Below are 16491 nucleotides of genomic sequence, written 5' to 3'. Positions count from 1 at the left end.
GGCCACATTGCTTTAAGAGCAATATGGCAAGAGAAAAAGAATATGATTACAAAGGGAAAACAGGGGCGATGATCGCGCGCGCGCAAATTGAGGGCAGTCAACAACAGGTGTTCGGGCTGCCGCCAGCGGGCCCGAAGCAGCCAACCTCTGCTGGCCTTTGGTCCGGGGCGATTGTGCTCGCGTTGGGTTGCTACGCACTTGCCTATCTGTGTAAACACCACCTTTCGATCAGTGATGGCATTGCCGCTATCTGGCTGGCAGATGCGTTGACGATCGCGTATTTGTTTCGTTATTCCTATTCGTCATGGCCAATGTTGTTACTAGCATCGTTCGCGGGTACGCTCGCGGCCGCTGTTGTCTCGGGGATCGATACTGCAATTGCCCCCCTCTACTCGCTTGCTGGCGCCATTGAAGCATGCTGTGCAGCTGGGCTACTGCGATTGTTCTGTGCAAGGGGCGATTTTTTTGACGGCACAGGGCGCTGGCTGAAATTCATAATGTTTGGAGCCCTGCTGCCCACCTTTGTGGGGGCCGGCTTCGGTGCCTTTGTTGCCTTCCGGTTTGCAGAGTTACCCTTCGTTGATGTCTTTCTCGTTTGGTATCTTGCGGATGTAATTGGTATCAGCGTATTTTTCCCGATCGTCTATTTGTGGTTAACGGGAAGCGGAGTATGTGATTTCAGCCTGCGCGCGTGTTCCCGTTTCCTTACGGTTTCCTCCCTCGCCTTGACTGGCATATCCCTGTTACTTTTTGCCTTCCCACACCCCTTCGTATTTATCTCGCTTCCTCTGATTTGGGCGGTTTCTCGACTGGAAATATTCCAGTCGCTATTGCTGATATTTGTCGCCATCGTGGTGCAGTTGCTGGCATTTTCTGGTCGCCTGCCTTGGCTTCCTGTGGGGGCGGGTGAAGTACAGGATTCGCTGGACCTGTTGCCGTTGTACGCCGCAGTATTCCCGGCCTACATCATGGCGGTGGTGTCGCGTGTGGAGCGTCAGCGCGGACAGCGGATCATTGAGGTCGAGAGTAGCTTTCGTGCGGCGATGGCATCCTCGCGCATTGGCATGCTGCTTGTTTCGCTGGATAACCGCATCATCCAATCCAATCCCAGCTTTTGCCGCTTTATCGGCTTCACCGATGTCGAACTGCGTGGCATGAGTATTCACGAGGTTGTATCGATACCACCGTATGGGATCGGCATTCGCCGGGAGGAGACCGAGGGCTTTGAGCGCCCATTGCTGGACCTGGAATTTGGCTTCGTTCAGGACGCAGAGCTGTGCTTTATCCGCAAAGATGGCAAGCAGTTGTGGGGCCACTGGTCTTGCTCGGTAGCTCGGGGAAGTAACAATGAACCTCAGTACGTGGTTGTTCAGGTCGAGGATATCGATTGGCGCAAACACAGCGAAGAGCAGCTCGCGCGCGCGGAAGAGCGCTGGAAGTTTTCTCTTTCGGTGACCGGCCAGGTGGTTTACGACTGGGACTTGATTACGGGCAAGACCTTCTTCTCTGAATGGTTGGGTAGCGGCATAGGGATTGAACCTTCCTGTCTGAAGAGCAGAGATGATTGGCTACAAAGGTTGGTCGGTGAAGATCGGCAGCGGCTGCAGGCGGCTCAGGAAGCCCATATCGATGGCGACGCGGCGGATATTGATTGCCAGTATCGTGTGCGCACAGACTCGGGCGAGCTGCGCTGGATTCATGAAGTTGCGCATATTATGGAGTCGAGTCATGGAGATGAGTCGCTGCGCTTGATCGGTGTGTTGCGGGACATTACCCAAAATAAACAAATGGCGCAGTCGCTGGGGGAGGAAAAAGAGCGTTTACAGGTAACCCTGGACGCGATTGCGGACGCGGTTATCGCCACGGATCAGTATCGCAACGTGACGTTTATGAACCCTGTTGCCGAGCAGCTTTCAGGCTGGAAACTGAATGAAGTGCAGGGCAAGCAAATTGAAACCATTTTGAACCTTTCTTATGGACGTGGGAGCGAAAAAGTTCCGCGCCCAGTTGAGGAGTGTCTGACCCAAAACCGATCGGTATTCTCTGCCGAAGGCGCTGTGCTTTACCACCGAGACGGAAGTGGTTATGACGTCAAGTGCTCCGCGTCCCCACTGCGCTCCTGCAATGGTGAATTACTTGGGGCAGTACTGGTCTTTCAGGATGTGACAGAAACGCGCCAGCTAATTCGTCAATTACGCTATAAGGCGAGTCACGATCACTTGACCAGCCTACCGAATCGGGAGGCGTTTCGACGAGATTTGCTGGAAGCGGTAAGCACGGTGCGAAACTCAGACCGTGTCCATGTGCTGGCTTATATGGATCTGGACCGCTTTAAGGTTATCAACGATAGCGCCGGGCATCAGGCCGGTGATGCATTGTTAAAAAATGTTGCACGCTTCTTGCGAGGTCACCTGCGCGCGTCAGACCAGGTGGCGCGTCTTGGGGGTGATGAATTTGGCATCCTGCTGCGGGATTGCTCCAAGGAGCAGGGAATTGCCCGCTGCGAACAGCTGGTGCGGAAGATTATTGCGCTGCGTTTCCCGTGGGGCGGCCGGATTTTCGATGTCGGTGCCAGTGTAGGGGTGACAGAAGTCTCCCATGAAAATAGTCAGGTCGCTGACCTTATGAGTCAGGCGGATGTCGCATGCTACTCGGCGAAGCACAGCGGGCGCGGCGTAGTGATGCTGTACGAACCCGACCGCAGCGCGGCGGCGGAGCAGCATCGTGAAATTCATATGGCTTCTCGTATTCGCACTGCTCTGGACCAGGGGAGTTTTAGTCTGTATGCCCAGCCAATCGCGAACTCAGCTAATCCTTCAGAAATTCACCACTATGAAATCCTGGTGCGCATGCTCGATAGCAATGGGGATATTATTTTCCCCGGTGCATTTATTCCGGCGGCGGAGCGCTACGGGTTGATGCTGCAAATCGATAGCTGGGTCGCGCAAGAGTTCTTTGGGCGTAAAGCCGCGTTAATTACCGAGAGCGGATTGAAATTTGCGTTGAATCTTTCTGCCGATGCATTGAGTGACAGTGCATTTCAGCAGGCGTTTTTTGACATGTTGCGCGGCTCCTCTGTTGTGCCAAGCCAGTTGGGCGTTGAGATCACCGAAACCGCAATGATCAACCAGATGGAAAGCGCGAGCCAGTTTGTAGCGGAGCTGCGGAGTATGGGCTGCACCATTGCACTGGATGACTTTGGTAATGGCCTCAGTTCTTTCAACTATCTGAAAAACTTCGCGATTGATTACATCAAGATCGACGGAAGTTTCGTGCGGCACGTGGATTCGAACTTCGTTGACCTGATGATTGTAGAGTCGATCAATCAGGTGGCGCATCGCTTGAAGGCAAAGACCATTGCGGAATTTGTGGAAGATCAGGCAACTGTCGACAAGCTGGATAAGATTGGCGTAGACCTGGTACAGGGCTATCACATTGGCAGGCCGGTGCCTCTGGATGAGGTTTTGGATGGCGTGTTGAAACGCCGTGCTCCGCGTGAGCAAGATCTGGCGCCGGCACTCTGAACAGCCGTTTTGAAACAATAAAAGTGAAGCAATAAAAAAGGGCGCATATGCGCCCTTTTTTATTGCTGTTTTTTGCCGGGGGTTGCCCCGCAAGGAGACGGCTACTGGCGAATTTTACCCAGGTGCTTGCCCACAATTTGCAGCAGTGGCTTGAAGGTTTTCGGGGTGGCGCAAACCAGGTTGCCGGAGTCCAGGTAGTCGTTGCCACCGCGGAAGTCACTGATCAGGCCACCAGCTTCTTTGACCAGCAGTGAGCCTGCAGCGATGTCCCAGGTGTTCAGGTACATCTCCCAGAAGCCGTCAAAACGTCCAGCGGCAACGTAGGCGAGGTCCAGTGCTGCGGCACCTGGACGGCGAATGCCGGCAGTTTGCCCGGCGATTTCTTTCATTGCCGCCAGGTAGGCGTCGATGTTATCCAGTTGTTCGCCACTGAATGGAATACCGGTGCCGATCAGTGCGCCGTTCAAACCCTGACGGTTGGATACACGAATACGGCGGCCATTCAGGGCTGCGCCACGACCGCGGCTCGCGGTGAATTCTTCACGCTTAATCGGGTCCAGGACCACTGCATGCTCGATCTGTCCCTTATAGCGACAGGCGATTGATATCGCGAAGTGCGGCATGCCGTGAATAAAGTTGGTGGTGCCGTCCAGTGGGTCGATAATCCACTCGTACTCAGGCTCGGCGCCTTCGATGACGCCAGTTTCTTCGGCGCGGATACTGTGCTTGGGGTAGGCCTTGCGCAGGTGATAGATGATTTCCTGCTCGCTGGCCTTGTCCACTTCCGTCACGTAATCGTTGCGGCCTTTTTCTTCAAACTTCATCAGGTCGCCGCGCTCCCAGGCGCGTTCGATCAGTTCACCGGCCTTGCGCGCCGCGCGCAGGGCAATATTCAGCATGGGTTCCATAGGGATTCCGCGATCAGTTGTGGATTGTGGATGGTAAAAAGCAATGCCGGGCTCGCCGGCGGGCGCGATTGTAGGGATTTCCGTACAATTTTGCTACACTCCGCGCCCGTTTTGTAACAGTCAAGTGTAGAGTGGCCGAGCAGCGCCTCGCTACCTGCAAACCAGCTCAGACCCCGGTACTCACCATGGCGATTTCTCCTTCTGAAACTTCCACCCAGATGGCTTCTCAGTCAGCGCTTGCCGCACTGGACAACATCCGTGTTGTACTGGTGAACAGTGCGCACCCGGGCAATATCGGTGGCGCCGCTCGCGCCCTGAAAAATATGGGGCTGGGTCAGTTGTATCTGGTGCAGCCGCGGGAATTCCCTGCCGCCAATGCGGTATGGCGGGCTGCCGGCGCATCAGAGCTGCTGGATTCCGCTGTAGTCGTGGAGACGCTGGAGGAAGCGGTCGCAGATTGTGGCCTGGTAGTGGCCACCAGTGCGCGTGAGCGCCGTATACCCTGGCCATTGCTGACCCCGCGAGAATGCGGTGAGCGTGCAGTAGCGGAGGCAAAAACCCACCCGGTGGCACTGGTGTTCGGGCGCGAAGACCGCGGTCTTACCAATGATGAGCTGCAGGCGTGTAACTACCACGTGCACATTCCCTCCAATCCCGAATACAGCTCTCTGAACCTCGCCACAGCGGTGCAGGTGCTGGTGTACGAAGCCCGCATGGCCGCGCTGGAAGCTGATAAGGGCGAAGCGCTGCGCTTCAGCGACTGGGACCGTCCGCCCGCCAGGGCTGAGGACATGGAGTTGTACTACGAGCATCTTGAGCTGGCACTGGCGGAGCTCGGGTTTATCGATCCGGACAACCCCCGTCAAACCATCACCCGTCTGCGCCGCCTGTTCAGTCGCGTGCGCCCGGACGATATGGAGCTCGGCATCCTGCGCGGAATGCTGACCGCGATCCAGAACCATATTCACCGCAGCGGGGGCAAGGGGCGTCCTGACTAGCTGGTCGAGTGAGGCTCTGGTGACCATTGCCGCCAATTGGTCGCTTGACGTAGTAGTAGGCGCCAAATACCCGAGTGAATTACTCGGCTATATACTTGACTGAAGTAGTCGGTTATTTCATACTCGCGCCCAAATTGATGGTGGGCACTCGTTAAACCGGGGTGCACCGGCGGCCGGCACATGTGAAACCGGTCTTGGAGGAAGGGTCTATGCGTTTGACAACCAAAGGGCGGTATGCGGTCACAGCCATGCTGGATCTGGCGTTGCATGCCGAGCGCGGCCCCATCAGCCTTGCCGATATTTCCAAGCGGCAGGACATTTCCCTGTCTTACCTCGAGCAGCTGTTTTCCCGTCTGCGCCAAGCGGAACTGGTGTGCAGTGTGCGGGGCCCGGGCGGCGGTTACCGGTTGGCGCGCGCCAGTGCAGAAATCTGCGTGGCGGAGATTATCGACGCGGTAAATGAATCCGTAGATGCCACCAGTTGTGGTGGAAACAGCGACTGCTCCGGCGGCGAGCAGTGTCTGACCCACTACCTGTGGACCGACCTCAGCGAACAGATCCACGGCTTCCTCAATGGGATTAGCCTGGAAGACATGGTTAAGCGCGCAGAAGTGCAGGAAGTGGCCCGTCGACAAGATCGTCGCGGTGAGGCACTTGGCGATGCCGGCGAGCAGAAAGTGGCGATTATTGGCGGCCTGCAGTAAGGTGCCGGCCGCCCGATCAGGCCAAGCGCCTGCTCAATGATTGTTGAAAGTGTTATTTACGCATTAATGACAGCAGTAAGGCGTTGGCAAAGGCCAGCGAGTGGAGACAAAAGATTATGAAGCTTCCCATTTATCTGGATTATTCGGCAACTTGTCCGGTAGACCCGCGCGTCGCCAGTAAAATGGCGGAGCAGCTGACGATGGAAGGCAACTTCGGTAACCCGGCCTCCCGCTCCCACCTGTACGGCTGGAAGGCGGAGGAAGCGGTCGAGGAAGCGCGCCGCCAAGTCGCCGAGCTGGTTAACGCGGACCCCCGTGAAATCGTGTGGACCAGTGGTGCGACCGAATCCGACAACCTTGCCATTAAAGGTGCTGCGCACTTTTACCAGGGCCGCGGCAAGCACATCATTACCTCCAAGATCGAGCACAAGGCGGTACTGGATACCTGTCGTCAGCTGGAGCGTGAAGGCTTTGAAGTGACTTACCTGAACCCTAAAGAAGACGGCATCGTCTATCCGGAGCAGGTGGCGGAAGCCATGCGTGAGGACACCATTCTGGTGAGCCTGATGCACGTAAACAACGAGATTGGTGTGATCAACGACATCGCCGCAATTGGCGAGCTGTGTCGTGAGCGCAAGGTTATTTTCCACGTGGATGCGGCGCAGAGCCCCGGCAAGATTGAGATCGACCTGGCGGAAATGAAAGTGGACCTGATGTCCTTCTCCGCCCACAAAATTTACGGCCCCAAGGGCATTGGTGCCCTGTATGTGCGCCGTAAGCCGCGTGTGCGCCTGGAAGCGCAGATGCATGGCGGTGGCCACGAGCGCGGTATGCGTTCCGGTACCCTGCCGACGCATCAGATCGTTGGTATGGGTGAAGCCTTCCGCATTGCCAAAGAAGAAATGGCAGACGAAGCCAAGCGCATACTGGCCCTGCGCGACCGCTTCTGGAGCCAGATCAGCGATATGGAAGAAGTGCATATCAATGGTTCCGCAGAGCAGCGTGTGCCCGGTAACCTGAATGTAAGCTTCGCGTTTGTGGAAGGGGAAAGCCTGATCATGTCCCTGAAGGACCTGGCCATTTCCTCCGGCTCCGCATGTACCTCTGCCAGCCTTGAGCCGAGCTATGTATTGCGTGCTCTGGGCGTGAACGATGAGCTGGCTCACAGTTCTCTGCGCTTCAGTTTTGGCCGTTTTACCACGGAACAGGACGTGGATACCGCGGCCAAAGAAGTAAGAAAGGCAGTGGAAAAACTGCGTGAGCTGTCCCCGCTGTGGGATATGTACAAGGATGGCGTTGACCTCAGCACCATCGAATGGGCAGCACACTAACGCACTGGCGCAGTAATTGAGACTTTTTGAGAGGGTATAGTCATGGCCTATAGCGATAAAGTAATTGACCACTATGAACACCCCCGCAATGTTGGTCGTTTAGACGACAAAGCGGACAACGTGGGCACCGGCATGGTCGGCGCTCCCGCTTGTGGTGATGTGATGCGCCTGCAGATTCAGGTGGATGACAACGGCATCATCGAAGACGCCAAATTCAAGACCTATGGCTGCGGCTCCGCTATTGCGTCCAGTTCCCTGCTGACCGAGTGGGTGAAAGGCAAGTCCCTGGATGAGGCGGCACAGATCAAGAACACCGAAATTGCCGAAGAACTGGCATTGCCTCCGGTGAAAATTCACTGCTCCGTTCTGGCGGAAGACGCCATTAAAGCGGCAGTGAAAAATATCCGCGAGAAGCGCGGTGAAGAAGCCGAGCAGGCTGCGGGCTAACTAAGTAGTTAAAGTAAGTAGCATCCGCACAATCAGGTTAAGAAGTAAGGAGTAGCACCGATATGGCAATTACCATGACCGAAGCGGCCCAGGCACACGTGGCCAAACAGCTGGCCAGTCGCGGTAAAGGTATCGGCATTCGGGTCGGCGTGAAAACCGCCGGCTGCTCCGGTATGGCTTACGTGCTCGAGTTCGTCGACGAAGCGCAGGCGGAAGATGAGGTGTTTGACTCCGGCGACGTGAAGTTGATCGTCGACCCCAAAAGCCTTGCTTATCTGGATGGCACCGAGCTGGATTTCGTCAAGGAGGGGTTGAACGAGGGCTTCGAGTTCAAAAACCCCAATGTGAAAAATGAGTGCGGCTGCGGCGAGAGCTTTCACGTTTAAAGTTCAAGCGCAGCAGCAACAGGGCCGGGTGCGCACAAGCATGCCGGCCTTTTTGTTATTGGGCGAAGCGCTCTATGATGCTCTCCATTCAGCAGGCGAATTAGCAAAATCCTATGCAGCAGAATCACTTTGAAATTTTTGGTTTGCCGGTTGGCTACCAGGTGGATCGCCAGGCGCTGGCGAAACGCTACCGCGAGTTGCAGCAGGAGTTTCACCCGGATCGCTTCGCCGCAAAATCTGACCGCGAGCAAATGCTGGCCATGCAGTACGCCGCGCAGATCAACGAAGCCAACAACACCCTGAAGGATCCGGTGGCCCGCGCTGCTTATTTGCTGCAGCTGCGTGGAGTGGAGCGGAAGGCGGAGCAGACCACCGCAGATGGCGCCTTTCTGATGCAGCAAATGATGTTGCGTGAGCGTCTCGAAGAGGTGCGCGAAGCGTCCGATCCGGAGGCCGAACTGGAAGAGCTGAGCGCTGAAGCCGCCGCTCTGTTCAAAGCTCAAGAACAGGCATTTTCCGATGCGCTGGCAGCCAATGCGCTGAAAGACGGCGAGAGCGCGCTGTCGAAGCTGCAGTTTCTCGCCAAGTTGCAGCGGCAAATCGAAGAGCTCGAAGAAGATTTACTGGACTAGTACAGACCTATGGCATTACTGCAGATTTCCGAACCCGGCCAGACCCCCGAACCCCATCAGCGCAAGCGCGCGGTAGGGATCGATTTGGGCACCACCAATTCGCTGGTGGCAACGGTGCGCAGCGGTACCGCGGAAGCCTTGCCGGCGGAGGATGGCAAAGCCATTCTGCCGTCTGTGGTGCGTTATACCGATAGTGGTATTGAGGTAGGCTACGGCGCGCGCGCCGCTGCAGGAGACGATCCTTATAACACCCTGGTGTCCATCAAACGTTTGATGGGACGCGGCCTCGCGGATATCAAACACTTCGGTGAGCAACTGCCGTATCACTTTGCCGAAGATACTGGCGGTATGCCCGCCATCGAAACCGTTTCTGGTGCCGTAAACCCGGTGCAGGTATCAGCGGAAATCCTCAAGGTGCTGGCGCAGCGCGGTGCCGATTCCCTCGGCGGCGAGCTGGATGGTGCGGTAATCACCGTACCGGCGTATTTTGACGATGCCCAGCGTCAGGCGACCAAAGACGCGGCCAAACTGGCGGGCCTGAAAGTGTTGCGCCTGCTGAACGAGCCGACCGCGGCAGCAGTCGCCTACGGTCTGGATAAGACAGAAGATGGTGCTGACTCCGCCGATAAAACTATCGCGGTTTACGACCTGGGTGGCGGCACCTTTGATATCTCCATTCTGCGCCTGTCCAAAGGTGTCTTCGAAGTACTATCCACCGGTGGCGACAGTGCGCTCGGAGGTGATGATTTTGACCGCGCAGTGGCAGAGTGGATTGCCGCAGAGGCAGGGCTCGGCACCGACCTGGACGCGGGCACCCAGCGCAAGTTGCTGGATGCTGCGTGCGCGGCAAAAGAGGCACTGGCTGCGGAAGAAACAGTTGCGATGTCTTATCTAGATTGGAGCGGTTCGCTGAGCCGGGAAAAGCTCGCCGAGCTATTGGACCCGCTGATTAGCAAAACCCTGCGCGCCTGTAAGCGTGCGCTGCGCGACGCGGACCTATCCGCAGAAAATGTGGAAGAGGTCGTGCTGGTTGGCGGTTCCACGCGCACGCTGCGTGTGCGTGAAAAGGTAGAGGGGTTCTTTGGTAGAAAACCCCACGCCGATATCGACCCGGATAAAGTGGTGGCCATTGGCGCGGCGATTCAGGCGGATGTACTGGTGGGCAACAAGTCCCGCGAAGATCTGCTGTTGCTGGATGTGATTCCGCTTTCCCTGGGTATTGAAACCATGGGTGGACTCACCGAGAAACTGATTCACCGCAATACCACCATTCCCGTGGCCAAGGCCCAGGAGTTCACCACCTTCAAGGATGGCCAGACTGCGATGGCTATTCACGTGGTGCAGGGAGAGCGCGAACTGGTGGCCGACTGTCGTTCGCTGGCGCGTTTCGAGCTGCGCGGTATTCCGCCCATGGTGGCTGGCGCGGCACATATTCGCGTGACCTACCAGGTGGATGCGGATGGTCTGCTGTCGGTGACGGCGATGGAAAAAAGCAGTGGCGTGCAGGCCGAGATTACGGTCAAGCCTTCCTACGGGCTTGAGGACACGGATATCACGCGTATGCTGCAGGACTCCTACGCCAATGCCGAGGAAGATATTGCGGCGCGCGCACTGCGCGAGGCGCAGGTGGAGGCTGAGCGCACCCTGGAGGCCATGCTTGTTGCCCTGCAGGAAAACGGTGCGGAACTGTTGAGTGAGGCCGAGTTGTCCGAGCTGGAGCAGGCCATGCAGGGCCTGCGGCAGGCGCATAATGAGGGCACTGCGGACGAGATTCGCAGCCGGGTCGAGGCGCTCAACACCCTGTCCGAGCCCTTTGCCGCGCGCCGTATGGATTCCTCCATCAAGCGCGCAATGCAAGGCCACAGCCTGGATGAATTTGATAAGCCCTAAGGGCCTTTTGATAAACCCTGAAGGCGATCTGACATGCCCTTGGGGCGGTCATCGAACGAGAGTAATGAAATATGCCGAAAATCGTTTTCCTACCCCACGAAGAGCTGTGCCCTGAGGGCAAGGTTGTCGAGGTAGATCCCGGTATTACCGTATGTGATGCCGCCCTGAAGCACGGTGTCCACATTGAGCATGCCTGTGAGAAGTCCTGCGCCTGTACTACCTGTCATGTCATCGTGCGTGAAGGGTTTGACTCTCTGGAAGAGCCGGACGAGCTGGAAGAGGACCTGTTGGATAAAGCCTGGGGCCTGGAGCCGGAATCTCGCCTATCCTGCCAGGCAGTGGTAGAGCAGGAGGATCTGGTGGTTGAGATTCCCAAGTACACCATCAACCAGGTTTCGGAAAAACACTAAATCGGCAGGGAGCGTTGGATTATGAAGTGGACGGACATTCACGATATTGCCATCGAACTGAGCGATGGCCACCCGGATATTGACCCTTTGACGGTCAATTTCGTCGATCTTCGCAAGTGGGTGATGGATTTGCCGGATTTCGACGACGATCCGGAGCGCTGCGGGGAAAAGATCCTGGAGGCCATTCAGGCCGCATGGATCGAAGAGAACGAGTAGTCAGTCCTACAGTACACACTTCACGCGACTACGCGTATAATCCGCGCTCCGCGATCATTGTTGGTTAATTAATCGACAGTTTGCGAGCTGAGAGAATTCAGGGAAGAGCAACGTCAGTTGCTCTTTTCGTATCTGATCTAAGACAATTTTTTTCAAAACCTAGAAATGGAGAAAACCATGGCCCTGGAACGTACTCTGTCCATCATCAAGCCGGACGCCGTAGCCAAGAACGTAATCGGCGAAATCGAAAGCCGCTTTGAGAAAGCCGGCCTGCGCATTGTTGCCATGAAAATGGTTCAGCTGTCTCAGGAGAAGGCTGAAGGTTTCTACGCAGAGCACAAAGAGCGTCCTTTCTTTAAAGACCTGGTTGAATTCATGACCTCCGGCCCGGTTGTTGTACAGGTTCTGGAAGGCGAAAACGCCATCCTGGCCAACCGCGACCTGATGGGTGCGACCAACCCGAAAGAAGCTGACGCTGGCACCATCCGCGCTGACTTCGCTGACAGCATCGACGCGAATGCTGTTCACGGTTCCGACTCCGCGACTTCCGCTGAGCGTGAAGTGAACTACTTCTTCGCTGCCGAAGAAATCTGCGCACGCTAATTCAGCACGTGCCTTTGCAGGAGTCTGCAGTAATGCGGACTCTTGCTATCCCTACAAAGTTTTGCCGTTTCGGCAATTTCCGCACCGCGACCGGTGCAAGGTGAATCCATGACCGCGACTGTTGAAACAGTACAAACCGAAAAAGTGAACCTGCTGGGCCTGTCCGTGGACAAGCTTGCGGACTTTTTTGCCGGTTTGGGCGAAAAGCGTTTCCGCGCGGTGCAGGTATTGAAGTGGATTCACCAGAATGGCGTGGACGATTTCGAGCAGATGACCAACGTCAGCAAAGCCATGCGTGCCAAGCTGTCGGAAATCGCCGAAGTGCGCGCGCCCAAGGTCCTGAAGCAGATGGATTCCGCCGATGGCACCCGCAAGTGGCTGATCGAAGTCAGCGGCGGCAATGTCATCGAGACCGTGTATATTCCGGACGGCGACCGCGGCACCCTGTGTGTGTCTTCGCAGGTGGGCTGCTCCCTGGACTGCAGCTTTTGCGCCACCGGCAAGCAAGGCTTTAACCGAGACCTGACCGCGGCCGAAATTATTGGCCAGGTGTGGATCGCGTGTAAGTCATTTGGCCAGTTACAGCCGAATGGCCCGCGCAAGGTAACCAATGTCGTGATGATGGGTATGGGCGAGCCCCTGCTCAACTTCGACAACGTGGTGGATTCCATGAACCTGATGATGGAAGACAATGCCTACGGCATCTCCAAGCGTCGGGTTACCCTGAGTACCTCCGGTGTGGTGCCCGCACTGGACCGCCTGGCGGAAGTCACCGATGTCAGCCTGGCGATCTCCCTGCACGCGCCCAATGACGAGCTGCGCAACGAGCTGGTGCCGATTAACAAGAAGTATCCCATCGCCATGCTGCTCGACAGCGCCCAGCGCTATATCGAGAACATGCCGGATAACCATCGCAAGATGACCATCGAGTACACCATGATCCGGGAGGTGAACGACCGCCCTGAGCACGCGGAACAGTTGGCCGAGCTGCTGCGTGATGTGCCGGTGAAGATAAATCTGATACCCTTCAATCCGTTTGAGCTGTCCGACTATCAGCGGGTCAGCAATAACGCTTTGCGACGTTTTCAACAGATTTTGTTGGACAAAGGCTATACCGTAACCGTGCGTACCACCCGTGGCGATGATATCGATGCGGCTTGTGGTCAGCTGGCCGGCCAAGTAAACGATCGTACCCGCCGCTCCGAGCGCTATCGCAACGCCGAGCGTCCAGTACGGATTGTTGGCCAGGCCTAACCGCCTCGATTGCTGCCAAGCATCGCCGAATGGAGTTGGCGTGTGGGGTTGTACGCACCCGATAACTATAAGGTGAGGCTAGTGTTAGCAAGAAATTCCAAGTCGGCGCTGCTCGCCGGGTTGTTCATTACCCTTCTGTTGGGGGGCTGTGTCAGCACCGGCCCGGGCGGCAAGTCCATTGATCTCGACAAGGCCCGTGAGACCCACATTCAGTTGGGGCTGCGCTATCTGCAAAGTGGCAGTGATAACCGGGAAATGGCCCGTCATCACTTCCAGGAAGCGCTCAAGCTGGGTAAGAAAGACCCCCGTGCCCACCATGGCCTCGCGCTGCTGTATCAGGCAGACGGCGAGCTGAACGTGGCCGAATCCCACTTCGAGAAAGCCCTGCGTTTTGACCGTAAGTTCTCCATGGCGCGGGTCAACTACGGGGTGTTTCTGTATCAACAGGAGCGCTACCGTGAAGCGAAAGCCCAGTTCCTCACCGCTTCTGAAGATCTCTCCTATAACCGCCGTTCATTTGCTCTGGCCAACCTGGGCCGCGCTGAGCTGCGACTGAACGAGCTGGATGGTGCCGAGCGCGCCTTCACCAAGGCGCTGGCTCTGAGTCCCGGGCTGCCGGTGGCGTTGCTGGAGCTGGCCGAACTCAAGTTTCAAAAGCAGGACTACGCCGAAGCCAAGCAGTATCTGGACCGTTACACCGAAAAAAGCCGGCAGGTACCCCAATCCCTGTGGTTGGGTATCCGTATCGAGAAGATTTTCGGTAACCGGGACAAAGAGCGAAGCTATGCCCTGGCTCTGAAAAACCTGTTTCCCTATTCAGCGGAAACGCTGAAATACCAGGAGATGAAGGCCGAAAATGAGCAGTAATGATTCCTTCGTAGGCTCTACCGAGCACGCCGCCGAGCAGGTCTCCTCCATTTCAGTTGGCGGTCAGCTACGGGCTGCCCGTGAGCAGGCCGGGCTGGAAATTGAAGAGCTGGCCAGTCGCCTGTGTATGTCGACCGAAAAGCTCAGAATTCTGGAGCAGGACGAATTTGATCGCTTGGCCGGCGCTCTCTACGTGCGCGGGTACATCCGCAATGCGTGTAAAGAGCTGGGTCTCGATGCGGAGCCCTTGCTGGAAGTGTTCGCCCAGCAATCGCCCGACGACTCCACGCCCCATATCCCGGAAATGCCGCGCGGTATGAAGGTGGAGGGCGCAGGTACCTCAGGTGGTGACTCGTCGTTTCGCCCGCTGATGCTGGTACTGGCGATTGCCGCTGCCGGTGGTTACTGGTGGTTTGGCCTACAGGGCGGAGCGCCGATCACCAGTGTCGACCCGGCACTTGCCGAGGCGTCTCAGGGTGCTGAGTTGGCGCCAGAAGCGCCGATAGCCATGGCGGATGCAGTGATTGAGTCCGGTGTGGACGCGGTTGAGCGCGTTGTGGCCTCTGCTGACATCGAAGCTAGCGTAGCGGTAGCCGAGACGGTCGCGGAAGTGGCAGAAGGTACGCAATCGGCTCCTGCGCCGGTGGTAGTCGCAGAGCCGACCGAATCCGACGCGCCCCAGGAGCTGGCTGCTTCGCCAGCACCGGAAGCCGCGCCAGAACCGGAAGTAACGCCAGAGCTGGAAGCCGCAGCGGTTTCCGTTGACCCCCTAGCCGAAGCAGAGGCGACGCCGGAGGTAACCATCTCCGATGCGGTATTATCCCTGAGCTTCAGCGAAGAGGCCTGGATCGAAGTGGTCGATGCGACGGGTAACAAGCTGTTGTCCCGCCTGCAGCCCGCTGATTCCACGGTCGAGTTGACCGGCGAGGCGCCGTTTAACGTAATGCTGGGCAATGCGGCGGCGACTACCGTCAGCTATGCCGGTGAGCTGGTGGACAGCTCGCCGCTGGGTACGCGCCGTACCCGCAAGCTGATTGTGGGCGGCTAGCGCCCCGGTTTGAGCTTCTTATTCTCCTTGCGAAGGGCGCAAACTCTGTAGGTTTGCGCCCAATCTATCTATAATCCTCCCGTTTTTCCGTCCCCGCTCAACACTAACGCAGGTTCTGTTATGCAGTTCGAGTCACCCATAGTTCGTCGCGTGTCACGCCAGATCATGGTGGGCAATGTGCCGGTCGGCGGTGGTGCGCCCATTTCCGTCCAGAGCATGACAAATACGGAAACCTGCGATGTAGCTGCCACTGTGGATCAGATTCAGCGTCTGGAAAACGCCGGTGCGGATATCGTGCGGGTGTCTGTGCCCTCCATGGACGCAGCGGAGGCCTTTGGCGAGATCAAGAAGCAGGTGGCGGTGCCGCTGGTTGCGGATATTCACTTCGACTATCGCATCGCACTGCGCGTGGCGGATCTGGGAGTGGACTGCCTGCGTATTAATCCGGGCAATATTGGCCGCGAAAAGCGCATTCGCGCAGTGGTGGACAAGGCGCGGGACATGAATATCCCGATTCGTATCGGCGTTAACGCGGGCTCTCTGGAAAAAGACCTGCAGAAAAAATACGGTGAACCCACGCCGGATGCGCTGGTCGAATCCGCGCTGCGCCATGTGGATATTCTCGACAGCCTGAACTTTCAGGACTTCAAGGTCAGCGTAAAGGCGTCGGATATTTTTATGGCCACCGCCGCCTACCGCAAGCTGGCGACCCAGATTGAGCAGCCGCTGCACCTCGGTATTACCGAAGCCGGCGGGCTGCGCGCGGGCACCGTGAAATCGGCCATTGGCCTCGGTGCGCTGCTGCTGGACGGGATTGGCGACACCCTGCGTGTCTCCCTCGCTGCAGACCCGGTGGAAGAGGTGAAAGTAGGCTGGGACCTGCTCAAGAGCCTGCGCCTGCGCACCAAGGGCATCAATTTTATTGCCTGCCCCAGCTGTTCTCGCCAGAACTTCGACGTGGTGAAAACTATGAACGAGCTGGAGACCCGTCTGGAAGATATCACCACGCCGCTGGATGTGGCGGTCATCGGCTGTATCGTGAACGGCCCGGGTGAAGCAAAAGAGGCGGATATCGGCCTGGCGGGTGGCACACCCAGCCACGCGATTTATGTCGACGGGCAGCCGGACCGCAAATTCAAGAATGACAACCTGGTGGACGATCTGGAGCAGCTGATCCGCGAAAAGGCTGCGGCCAAGGCGGAGCAAGAGGCGAACATCATCGCCAAGGAAACCACCGAATAATATTGGGTGCCGGCGGATGCCGGCATCGCGT

The 16491-nt window shown here is 57.0% G+C and carries 16 protein-coding genes; 15 read left to right on the top strand and 1 reads right to left on the bottom strand.

The window, feature by feature from the left end; genetic code table 11:
• Positions 1 to 23: 23 nt before the first annotated feature.
• Positions 24 to 3524 carry an EAL domain-containing protein gene (locus KUV22_RS13475; RefSeq protein ID WP_222231940.1) on the top strand — a complete coding sequence of 1167 codons (3501 nt, stop codon included), beginning with the start codon at positions 24 to 26 and terminating at the stop codon, positions 3522 to 3524.
• Between the two features lie 101 nt (positions 3525 to 3625).
• Here KUV22_RS13475 and KUV22_RS13470 read toward each other — a convergent pair whose 3' ends face one another.
• Positions 3626 to 4432 (bottom strand): inositol monophosphatase family protein, encoded by an 807-nt coding sequence (locus KUV22_RS13470; protein WP_222231938.1) that lies wholly within the window; start codon positions 4430 to 4432, stop codon positions 3626 to 3628.
• A 218-nt stretch (positions 4433 to 4650) separates the two neighbouring features.
• On the opposite strand from KUV22_RS13470, the gene trmJ reads away from it, so the two are divergent.
• The 14 genes from trmJ to ispG all read left to right on the top strand — a co-directional run bounded on the left by trmJ (position 4651) and on the right by ispG (position 16460).
• Positions 4651 to 5430: a tRNA (cytosine(32)/uridine(32)-2'-O)-methyltransferase TrmJ gene (gene trmJ / locus KUV22_RS13465; protein ID WP_222232339.1), complete on the top strand. Its 780-nt coding sequence runs from the start codon at positions 4651 to 4653 to the stop codon at positions 5428 to 5430.
• A gap of 209 nt (positions 5431 to 5639) precedes the next feature.
• The gene (gene iscR, locus KUV22_RS13460; protein ID WP_222231936.1) at positions 5640 to 6134 is read left to right on the top strand and encodes a Fe-S cluster assembly transcriptional regulator IscR; all 495 of its coding nucleotides are present in this window, start codon (positions 5640 to 5642) and stop codon (positions 6132 to 6134) included.
• A 116-nt stretch (positions 6135 to 6250) separates the two neighbouring features.
• Positions 6251 to 7465, top strand: a complete 1215-nt coding sequence (locus KUV22_RS13455) for an IscS subfamily cysteine desulfurase (protein ID WP_222231934.1) — start codon at positions 6251 to 6253, stop codon at positions 7463 to 7465.
• 42 nt (positions 7466 to 7507) lie between these two features.
• Positions 7508 to 7912, top strand: a complete 405-nt coding sequence (gene iscU, locus KUV22_RS13450; RefSeq protein WP_010132561.1) for a Fe-S cluster assembly scaffold IscU — start codon at positions 7508 to 7510, stop codon at positions 7910 to 7912.
• Between the two features lie 62 nt (positions 7913 to 7974).
• Positions 7975 to 8298: an iron-sulfur cluster assembly protein IscA gene (gene iscA, locus KUV22_RS13445; protein ID WP_222231932.1), complete on the top strand. Its 324-nt coding sequence runs from the start codon at positions 7975 to 7977 to the stop codon at positions 8296 to 8298.
• Positions 8299 to 8411: 113 nt separating this feature from the next.
• Positions 8412 to 8930: a Fe-S protein assembly co-chaperone HscB gene (gene hscB, locus KUV22_RS13440; RefSeq protein WP_222231930.1), complete on the top strand. Its 519-nt coding sequence runs from the start codon at positions 8412 to 8414 to the stop codon at positions 8928 to 8930.
• Between the two features lie 9 nt (positions 8931 to 8939).
• Positions 8940 to 10820, top strand: a complete 1881-nt coding sequence (gene hscA, locus KUV22_RS13435) for a Fe-S protein assembly chaperone HscA (RefSeq protein ID WP_222231928.1) — start codon at positions 8940 to 8942, stop codon at positions 10818 to 10820.
• Between the two features lie 71 nt (positions 10821 to 10891).
• On the top strand, positions 10892 to 11230 hold the full coding sequence (gene fdx / locus KUV22_RS13430) for an ISC system 2Fe-2S type ferredoxin (RefSeq protein WP_010132565.1): 339 nt from the start codon (positions 10892 to 10894) through the stop codon (positions 11228 to 11230).
• Between the two features lie 21 nt (positions 11231 to 11251).
• On the top strand, positions 11252 to 11446 hold the full coding sequence (gene iscX, locus KUV22_RS13425; RefSeq protein ID WP_010132566.1) for a Fe-S cluster assembly protein IscX: 195 nt from the start codon (positions 11252 to 11254) through the stop codon (positions 11444 to 11446).
• A gap of 177 nt (positions 11447 to 11623) precedes the next feature.
• Positions 11624 to 12049 (top strand): nucleoside-diphosphate kinase, encoded by a 426-nt coding sequence (gene ndk / locus KUV22_RS13420; protein WP_222231926.1) that lies wholly within the window; start codon positions 11624 to 11626, stop codon positions 12047 to 12049.
• Between the two features lie 108 nt (positions 12050 to 12157).
• Complete coding sequence (gene rlmN / locus KUV22_RS13415; RefSeq protein ID WP_222231924.1) at positions 12158 to 13303, top strand: 23S rRNA (adenine(2503)-C(2))-methyltransferase RlmN; 1146 nt, start codon at positions 12158 to 12160, stop codon at positions 13301 to 13303.
• An 81-nt stretch (positions 13304 to 13384) separates the two neighbouring features.
• Positions 13385 to 14170: a type IV pilus biogenesis/stability protein PilW gene (gene pilW, locus KUV22_RS13410; protein WP_222231922.1), complete on the top strand. Its 786-nt coding sequence runs from the start codon at positions 13385 to 13387 to the stop codon at positions 14168 to 14170.
• The gene (locus tag KUV22_RS13405; RefSeq protein ID WP_222231919.1) at positions 14160 to 15218 is read left to right on the top strand and encodes a RodZ domain-containing protein; all 1059 of its coding nucleotides are present in this window, start codon (positions 14160 to 14162) and stop codon (positions 15216 to 15218) included. The genes pilW and KUV22_RS13405 overlap by 11 nt, the downstream gene beginning before the upstream one ends.
• A 120-nt stretch (positions 15219 to 15338) precedes the next feature.
• Positions 15339 to 16460, top strand: coding sequence for a flavodoxin-dependent (E)-4-hydroxy-3-methylbut-2-enyl-diphosphate synthase (gene ispG, locus KUV22_RS13400; RefSeq protein ID WP_222231917.1), 1122 nt, complete (start codon positions 15339 to 15341; stop codon positions 16458 to 16460).
• Positions 16461 to 16491 lie beyond the last annotated feature (31 nt).

Source organism: Microbulbifer agarilyticus (assembly GCF_019800665.1).
Lineage (GTDB): Bacteria > Pseudomonadota > Gammaproteobacteria > Pseudomonadales > Cellvibrionaceae > Microbulbifer > Microbulbifer agarilyticus_C.
This window is presented reverse-complemented; position numbering and strand designations above follow the sequence as displayed.

Bases quoted from the DNA above. Each gene is read 5' to 3' on its own strand.
- trmJ (WP_222232339.1), top strand. From the start codon at position 4,651: ATGGCTTCTCAGTCAGCGCTTGCCGCACTGGACAACATCCGTGTTGTA.
- iscA (WP_222231932.1), top strand. From the start codon at position 7,975: ATGGCAATTACCATGACCGAAGCGGCCCAGGCACACGTGGCCAAACAG.
- iscU (WP_010132561.1), top strand. From the start codon at position 7,508: ATGGCCTATAGCGATAAAGTAATTGACCACTATGAACACCCCCGCAAT.
- KUV22_RS13470 (WP_222231938.1), bottom strand. From the start codon at position 4,432: ATGGAACCCATGCTGAATATTGCCCTGCGCGCGGCGCGCAAGGCCGGT.
- ndk (WP_222231926.1), top strand. From the start codon at position 11,624: ATGGCCCTGGAACGTACTCTGTCCATCATCAAGCCGGACGCCGTAGCC.
- iscR (WP_222231936.1), top strand. From the start codon at position 5,640: ATGCGTTTGACAACCAAAGGGCGGTATGCGGTCACAGCCATGCTGGAT.
- hscA (WP_222231928.1), top strand. From the start codon at position 8,940: ATGGCATTACTGCAGATTTCCGAACCCGGCCAGACCCCCGAACCCCAT.
- iscX (WP_010132566.1), top strand. From the start codon at position 11,252: ATGAAGTGGACGGACATTCACGATATTGCCATCGAACTGAGCGATGGC.
- rlmN (WP_222231924.1), top strand. From the start codon at position 12,158: ATGACCGCGACTGTTGAAACAGTACAAACCGAAAAAGTGAACCTGCTG.
- hscB (WP_222231930.1), top strand. From the start codon at position 8,412: ATGCAGCAGAATCACTTTGAAATTTTTGGTTTGCCGGTTGGCTACCAG.
- ispG (WP_222231917.1), top strand. From the start codon at position 15,339: ATGCAGTTCGAGTCACCCATAGTTCGTCGCGTGTCACGCCAGATCATG.
- KUV22_RS13475 (WP_222231940.1), top strand. From the start codon at position 24: ATGGCAAGAGAAAAAGAATATGATTACAAAGGGAAAACAGGGGCGATG.
- fdx (WP_010132565.1), top strand. From the start codon at position 10,892: ATGCCGAAAATCGTTTTCCTACCCCACGAAGAGCTGTGCCCTGAGGGC.
- KUV22_RS13405 (WP_222231919.1), top strand. From the start codon at position 14,160: ATGAGCAGTAATGATTCCTTCGTAGGCTCTACCGAGCACGCCGCCGAG.
- KUV22_RS13455 (WP_222231934.1), top strand. From the start codon at position 6,251: ATGAAGCTTCCCATTTATCTGGATTATTCGGCAACTTGTCCGGTAGAC.